Raw genomic sequence first — 5,538 nt, forward strand, 5'->3', positions numbered from 1 at the left:
TGGCCGATCGCCTGCTTCCGGGCGGTGCTTACGGTCGCGCGGCGCAAGCGGCTTGGTCATCGCTCCCCCGAAATCCCCGTCACCGAGGACCGCGAGCCCGGCCGGATGCTCGTCATCGATTGTGGCCGCTCCGAGGGCTACATCGAGCGCCGCCTCGAGGACCTCTCGATCCTCGTCAACCGCGCCTTCGAAGCCGGAGCCACCCATGTCGCCTGGGCCTGAGGCCGGTGCTCATATGCTTCCGCCCGCCCGACGTCCGCACGACGCCGGGCTTTTTGCTGGTTGCTTGGCGGGCGTCCGCGCCATCCAGTCCGTCGGAAAGCTGCGAGACCGGCGCATAACCGCGGCCGACCCTCGCTCTTCCGCCCCTGCCCTGTGACTTCCTTCCCTGATCGCCCCATGTGGCCATTCGGGCGCCTCGTCGTGTCGGGAGCGGCGTCAGCACGAAAAATCAGACCCGCTCCAGTGGTGTCGCGACACCGGAGCGGGCCTTTGAACGCCAGGATGCAATCCACGGCTCGTCGGGGAGAGTTATGTCTTATAGCTGTGGAGGCATTCTGGCGAAAATGAGGCTATGACGTCGCGGACCGCAACAGGACCACCTCGCTGATCGAGCGTTCGGTCGAGGCGGCTTCGGCGCTTTCAACTCCATCGGCGCTTTCATCTTCCTCAGCGACATCGTCGCTCATCTGCGCCAACAGGATCGAGAGATAAGCTCTGGCCTCGTCGGCATGATGCAGGGCGCGAGCGACGGCTTCACGGCTGCCATCAAATTCCACATCGAGCTGCGCAAATCGAAGATCGATCAACGCGCACTCTTTCAATATTTGCAATGCGTTGGGCATCGCGTCTCCCAGTAATAGTTTAATCAAAGCCAAAGCAGACTTGCGCCGAGCGGTTGGATGGTAATTGATCTATAGCAAATAACCGCCATCGAGTCATGCAAGGCGCGGAGCGACGTCATTGCAACGCCGCCACCGTCTGCCTCCGATCACAAGCGTGGTTTGGGAGCGAGTTCATCGAGCCAGCACGCGGTTCGGATCACGCCGCGCCCGTCGCGAACCTGCACCGCGTTCTGCCTGCATTGTCCGAGCTTTGCCTCAATTTCAGCAAAGCCGGATAGGACGCGATCATCCTGGAAGACGCGCGCCACATACCCGCCAATGAATATGCCGACAGCCGTCACGGAGACGGCCAGCGCCAGCATCCAGGCGTCCCTTCGATTGCGGCTGGTCTGCTTCAACACCAGCCAATCCTGGCTGGATTCGATCAGCCGGCTCGACAGCTCCTTCGCGATCTGCGCGACGGAGCGCTGAAACTCCTTCTCCGCCCGCTCGCTGGCCGCAATAGCCGTCTCCGCCGCCTGCTTGCCGAGCGCGATCGCCTTCTCCCCGCCTGCGAACATGATTTTCAGTCGCCCGACCTCCTTGTCGCCGAGCGCTTTCGTCTCCTCGAGACGGCGGCACATGACCTCCATGAGCTTTCCGAAGGTCTGTTCGGCCTCGAAAAGAAGCTCGCCCAGTTCTTCGATCGATTGGCGCTGCCACCGAACAAAGACGGCATGGGAGCCGTCTTGCTCGAAGCCTTCCTCCTTGAGGACTTCCTCCATCTCGCGGGCGCGCTCGCGAAGACTGGCGAGGCGCTCCGCGCGCGGCTTGAGCTCGCTCATGGCAGCCAGTCCTGGACCGCCGCGACCGCCTGTTCCATGCGGTTCAGCCAAGTCTTGACCATGAACTGATGCCCGAGCGAAAGCGCGCGGCCGCTCGCCCCTTTTTGCCCGGCCGCCGCCTGGAAGAACGTCATTCCTTCCGCTCGAATCGCGTCCATGCAGGCCAGCCTGGGCATCCGCACGATTTTGACAAGCTTGATGATGTTGTCGAACTCGTCTTCATCGAACACGAAATCGAAGGCGCCCGCCGCTCCCTTGCCAGCCTTCACCATGCTTTCGTTCAGAACGAGCAGCGCGCGTTCGGACTGGAAGTAGCCTGCCTTAAAGATGCTCGACACATGCTCGAAATCGTCCCGATCCGGTCCCATCATGTAGATCGCCAGCGGATCGATCCCCGACGCCGCGCAGAATTCGGGGAGCGCCATGTCGTTGGCATGTTCGGACAAAACTTTGTCGCCGCCGCCCATGTCGAGAACCATGGACACGCGCTCCTCCGCCATCCGGCTGCAAACCTCCGTGACCCATTCGGTCGCGTCGGCGATTTCGCTGCTGCGCGGCTGCACGGCTCCGCCCGGCGCGCCAGGCGGATAAAGTCCGGACAGGGTCGCGTTGTTGCGATCGCCGTCAGCGATCAGGAGATCGCGGCCATTCCGGCGCGCGCGCTGGACCAGGAAGTCGAGAAAAGTGGTTCCGCCGGTGCGACCGCGGCCAAACCGCACGGCGAGGACGGGGTTGCGCTCCGAAGAGGTCGCGTGTTCGTGGTCAATAGCCAGAATATCGGTCATAGCTTTTCAATCTCCAATCCACATTTGCGGTACATCTTGTCAGTGTCGTCATTGATCGGACGGCCACTGAGCTTGTTTTGCTGCTGCTTTGTCTCCAATGCAGACGACCATCCCGTCTGTTTGCTCTTGATGATTCCATTTGGATGGAATTCGAAATCCTCCACCGCGTCGGGCAGCTTGGTGATGCGGCTGATTTCGGTCACGACCACGCCCAATGCGGTCGACAATTGCAGGCCCATCGCCATTTGCTCATCGAGCGTCAGGTGACCCGTGCTTGGCGCGATCGCCCTTGAAGCCGCTGGCGCAACGATCAATTGCCCGGAGTGACGAGGCGGTTGAACGTCCGACAGCGGCGGCCCAGGGGAAAAGTTCTTGCCAAACCGCGACGGCATGTTCCGCCGCGGATCAGCCGCGCGCCGCGCCTCTTGTTCGGCGAGTTCGCGCGCGCGGCGTTGCTCGAGACGCGCGACTTCCTTGCGGACCCGCTGCCAGTTTATTCGCGCCGTGGACGGTTTGACTGGTCGCCCATCGGCCAGCGTGATTCCGAGCTCCGCGAGCCGGGCGCAAATGTCTGTCCAAGTCACGCCGCGCCCAGTATTGAACTCCGCCTGACGCAATTCGTCATGGTTCTCGATCAACCACCAATAAAGGGGCGAGCGCCATGAAGGGCGCGCGACCCGCTGTATGATCTCATCGTTCTCCTTCTTGGAGAGACGCACCGGCCCGGGCGATTTCATCGCCTTATCGTCGCTATCGTCCATCGAGAGGCCGCCTGTTACGACTTCATGATGGCGTCGGCCGCGCGGGCGTCCGTCTTTTCGGTGAGCACGCGGAGCCAGACCGCCTTCGCCGTCGCGGGCGTAACGGGCCTGCCATCCGACATTCCAATTCCTGCAGCCGAGAGATCGCTGCAGACCTGGGCCCAAGGCAGTGACCCACCACCGGCGACCTCGGTCCGACGAAGTTCGTCGCGATGATCGCGGAGCCACCAATACAAAGGAGAATGATGCTGGGGGCGCGCCATGCAGGCCGCAGCCCTCAAGCGTTTTGACGCCATCGGCGGCTCCGGTCGCGCCGAATCCTCGATCCTGTCACCGTTCATGCTCACCTCCAGCGGCTCCATGTCGCAGAGGATGAGACCAGTCATCGGCGCGAATTCGATCTCGAAAATTCGCCCAAAGAGAATTTTGTAATCGACGACCAGGCATGGCGCTAACGCGCGCATCGCGTGTGCGCCAAAAGCCTCTCACGCGCCAGTAGGGGCTTAGGCCCGTCAAGGAGGCGCTGAGGCGCTACAGCAGAGCTACAGAGCCGCTACAGCAGGGCAACAAGAGAGCAACAGCGAAGCTACATCAGAGCAACAGCAAGAATCCCGAAAAGGATCCCATACGGACCAATGCACCCTGGGTGCGGTCCGCGCGCGCGGACTTGCCGCCTCCGGCGGCAGCGCAGGCGGAAGAGAGAACGCTGCGCGCCTAGAAAGGGCGTCAGATCGACAGAGAAGACCGCTGGCGGCCATTCTTGGCTTTCGCGCTGGGAGGGCGCCGCATCCAATCTTGGCCGCCTGTGAGGCTCTAGCCCCAATTTGCCAAAATGAGGGTCTCCGAGCCGCTGCCGCCGCCAGAACCGGCCGAATGCGGGCTTGGCGAGAGGCCTGCGGCGCCTCTCAGGTCGCCGCCAGAGACAGAAGGCCTCCAGGCGCGGATGCGCCCGGCCCTTGGTTTTGCCGCTTCGGCTTCGCGCCGCTCGCCTCGATCCTGATCCTGAGCCGGGGATGGTTCCCGGCGGCGCGGCCAGCCGCAACGGTCGCGGAAACCACGCCTAAGCGCTTGTAGTCAGGAGATAGAGACGATGGCTGGAAAGTCGAAGAAGGTCGCCGCGCCGACAGGCGCGCTCCCTCAGAGCCCATTCATGTTCGACAGCCAGGCGGTTCGCACCAGCGTCGAGGATGGCGAGCCGTGGTTCGTCGTCAAGGATGTGTGCGCCGTGTTGGGAATTAAGAACTCAAGATCCACGCTCTATGATGTGAATGCCGAAGACGTTCGCGTCATTTCAAATGACACGAACCGGGGGCTTCGGACTTTCAACGCGGTCAACGAGGCCGGCCTTTATCATCTGATCTTCCGAAGCCGCAAACCTGCAGCGCGACGCTTTTTCCAGTGGGTCGCAAAAGAAGTCCTGCCGCAAATCCGCAAGACCGGCCAGTACCAGACGCCCTCGCTCGAACAGCCCAAGATCGCCCCGGTCGCGAATCCAGAACGGTTGAAGAAAGAGCGCGCGCGCGGCCAGGAAGTGGCCGTGACCGTCATCGACACCATCAGCCTGGTCGACCAGCTCTTCGAAAACCTGGCTCCGATCACGGCGATCATCGAACGGTCGACAACCACCGCCCAAGCCTTCAACACCGCAACGCTCACCAGTTTCACGGAGCGTTGCCCCCATTGCAGGACGGCGCTGCCCGGCCTCTTGAGCGAAAGCACGCTGGATCTGACGACGCTCTTGGCCCTCAAGGCGCGGGAGCTCGATATCGAATGGCGCCGCCTTCAGCCGGTCCTGACCAAGCTGCGCGCCCTGGTCGGATCGTCCGGCACGGCGGAGGACCCCCTCCTGGACTATCTGAAAGAGGTGAAAATGAACAAGGAAGATGAAACGCCGCCCAGCAAACACTGATTGCGGCGCTCGTTTCAACTTCGCGCCAACCGCCCCGATCCTGATCCTGCCGCCGGAGCGCTCCTCCGGCGATGGCACCCGCAGGACAGGACCGCCTTCCATGACCGACTCCGAAAACAACCCGGCCCCCGAGCAGGCCCAGTCAGACGCCCCCCTCGACACCCGTGAGGCGCTCATAAAGCTCATCGCCTTGGCCAAGGGGATCGACCAAGGTCAAAACGCCGGCCTGGAAGCGACCGGCATGCTGCGCGAGGAAGTCGCGGCCGTTCACGGCTTGCTCGCGCATCTGATCGAGATCCTCACCCCCGCACAGCCTGACGACGAAGGCCCAAGCCTGCGCGATCTGATCACCCTGATGATCCAGCAGCAGCGCGAGATGGCGCGATTGCTGAAGGAGCTCGCCGCCGCCGTCGG

The 5,538-nt window shown here is 62.6% G+C and carries 7 protein-coding genes and 1 pseudogene; 3 read left to right on the top strand and 5 right to left on the bottom strand.

Annotated elements, in window-relative coordinates:
- Positions 1–222: pseudogene (locus CFB24_RS21965) on the top strand (hypothetical protein); the annotation flags it as partial.
- Between the two features lie 350 nt (positions 223–572).
- Here CFB24_RS21965 and CFB24_RS21970 read toward each other — a convergent pair.
- The 5 genes from CFB24_RS21970 to CFB24_RS21990 form a co-directional block, all read right to left on the bottom strand.
- A complete protein-coding gene (locus tag CFB24_RS21970) occupies positions 573–845 on the bottom strand; it encodes a hypothetical protein (protein ID WP_141098579.1) in 273 nt (90 codons plus the stop codon).
- Positions 846–991: 146 nt separating this feature from the next.
- Positions 992–1,669, bottom strand: coding sequence for a hypothetical protein (locus CFB24_RS21975; protein ID WP_088522747.1), 678 nt, complete (start codon positions 1,667–1,669; stop codon positions 992–994).
- Positions 1,666–2,454: a hypothetical protein gene (locus CFB24_RS21980; protein WP_088522748.1), complete on the bottom strand. Its 789-nt coding sequence runs from the start codon at positions 2,452–2,454 to the stop codon at positions 1,666–1,668. The genes CFB24_RS21975 and CFB24_RS21980 overlap by 4 nt, the downstream gene beginning before the upstream one ends.
- Positions 2,451–3,215 (bottom strand): hypothetical protein, encoded by a 765-nt coding sequence (locus tag CFB24_RS21985; RefSeq protein WP_088522749.1) that lies wholly within the window; start codon positions 3,213–3,215, stop codon positions 2,451–2,453. The genes CFB24_RS21980 and CFB24_RS21985 overlap by 4 nt, the downstream gene beginning before the upstream one ends.
- A 14-nt stretch (positions 3,216–3,229) precedes the next feature.
- The gene (locus CFB24_RS21990; RefSeq protein WP_088522750.1) at positions 3,230–3,679 is read right to left on the bottom strand and encodes a hypothetical protein; all 450 of its coding nucleotides are present in this window, start codon (positions 3,677–3,679) and stop codon (positions 3,230–3,232) included.
- A 626-nt stretch (positions 3,680–4,305) separates the two neighbouring features.
- On the opposite strand from CFB24_RS21990, the gene CFB24_RS21995 reads away from it, so the two are divergent.
- Both CFB24_RS21995 and CFB24_RS22000 read left to right on the top strand, forming a co-directional pair.
- A complete protein-coding gene (locus CFB24_RS21995; RefSeq protein ID WP_088522751.1) occupies positions 4,306–5,124 on the top strand; it encodes a BRO-N domain-containing protein in 819 nt (272 codons plus the stop codon).
- 100 nt (positions 5,125–5,224) lie between these two features.
- The coding region (locus tag CFB24_RS22000) for a hypothetical protein (protein ID WP_141098580.1) at positions 5,225–5,538 on the top strand (314 nt) is incomplete at its 3' end.

This window comes from Rhodoblastus acidophilus, assembly GCF_900187365.1.
GTDB lineage: Bacteria > Pseudomonadota > Alphaproteobacteria > Rhizobiales > Beijerinckiaceae > Rhodoblastus > Rhodoblastus acidophilus.